The 1,766-nt window shown below is 51.1% G+C and carries 1 protein-coding gene; it reads left to right on the forward strand.

The window, feature by feature from the left end:
- Positions 1–109 precede the first annotated feature (109 nt).
- Positions 110–1,766: MSCRAMM family protein (locus HMPREF2734_RS00005; protein WP_141750373.1), on the forward strand; the 1,657-nt coding region annotated here is incomplete at its 3' end.

Consider the following 1,766-nt stretch of genomic DNA (forward strand, 5'->3'; position numbering starts at 1 on the left):
GCCCAACCAGACACACTTTTTGAGCCTTAACCCACTTTCGATGAACATTAAGGAACTCTTTGAAGCTGAATAAGCCCTGATTAAACGGGTATTTCAGGTGTAAGCGCGCTTGAAAGCAACTGTCCAAATTGGTAATTTATTTGGCAGTCTCGTGCTGAAGTTCGTGTTCTATGTACTTCTTGCCCGAATTTCTCCCGTTATAGATAAATCAACCATTGGAGCAATCTTGAATAACGCTTCTAACCCGTTCGATTTCAACGCGAACGCCGGTGCGCACCGTTCCGCACGTCGCGGCTTCTCCGGCAAACGCACCGCGATCGCGGGTATGACCGCAGTATCGCTGGCGCTGTCTGGTTTGGCTGTGCCGAGTGTTGTTGGTGGTTCCTTTGCCTTTGAGGCGGCCGCAGAAGAGCAGCTGTCAATTAGCCAGGTTCGTCCAACTACCCAGGGGAAGGACTGGGTTCTTTACGCTGGGGACAACGAGCCGAAAGGTTTGGAAAACGTCAAAGAGATCACATTTGATGTCTATTTGACGGTTTCAAATGTCGATGCCCCGAATCGGTCTCAAAAACGTAAGATCAAAGCGCTTGATGAGAAATTTGCGAACCAGGTGCTGACTGTTGAGCAGGGTGACCGATCAGTGATGGTCAAATCTGCCAAGGTTGAGAAGATCTCAGAAGATGCTAAGGGGAAGTACAGTCGGCGAATCACCCTGGAGCTTGAGAATCCGATTGATTATCGCGTCCGTGATGGCAAGTCATTCCTGATTCGCGCGAAAGGTGCGAGCAATGCGGGATTCCCGGGCCGTGGTGCGTCCTTCTCTGAACTCATAATGAAGGCGAAATCCACCAAGGGTTCTTTGTCTGGAACTGCGAAGCGTGGCTCAATTCAAAAGGTTGAACTCGTTGATGCCAATGGAAGATCTACGTCTGTATCGGTGGATGCTGACGGTAAAATCTCGGCATCTGGCATTCCAGAGGGGGATTACACCCTTGTAGTTACACCAGCAGACGGATACGCAAAGCCTGATGGCCGGCAGGTGAAGATTGAGGCTGAGAAAGAGAGCAAACTCGGAGATATCACTCCGCAGCGCGAGAAGGGTTCCATTGAGGGGTCTGTAACGAATGCCCCAAAGGGCTCGAATCTGAAGATCCGTGTTACCGGAGACGAAGATGCCACCCGCGATGTTGAAAAGATTGTTGACGTAAATAACGGCGAGTACTCGGTTACGGATTTGCCAACTGGTAAATACCGGGTCGAGGTTGTGACCGAAACTGTTCCTGGTGACCTTGCCGTGCCTGACCCGCAGAGCGCTAACGTTACGAATAATGGCATCGAAACTAAGAACTTCTCGCTGACTAAGCGAATTGGCTCCTTGACAGTAGAGCTCGATACTCCTGTACCGGTTAAAGTTAACGCTCTCCATAACGACACCGATACCTACAGTTTCGGAACAAAAGATCGTGAATTTACCTGGGAAAAGGCCCCAATTGGTTCTTACGTACTAGAGGTGAAGACACCTAAGGGTTACTCGGTCACAGGCGAGGTCGCGACATACGTCCCGGAAAACAGCGATGGCAAGGTCACGTTGACCGTTACCCGTGATAAGGGTTCGGTGTCTGGTTCGGTTGATCCGGATGTTGTGTCCAAGGTTGAGTTGGTTGACCCGGAGACGCAGGAGCGTCGTGAGGTGCCGATGGATGGCAACGGCAACCTGGACCTGAAGGAAATCCCGACGGGTGACTACACGGTTGTGGTCACTCCGA

This window comes from Corynebacterium sp. HMSC055D05 (genome assembly GCF_001810365.1).
In the GTDB taxonomy this organism is placed as follows: domain Bacteria; phylum Actinomycetota; class Actinomycetes; order Mycobacteriales; family Mycobacteriaceae; genus Corynebacterium; species Corynebacterium coyleae.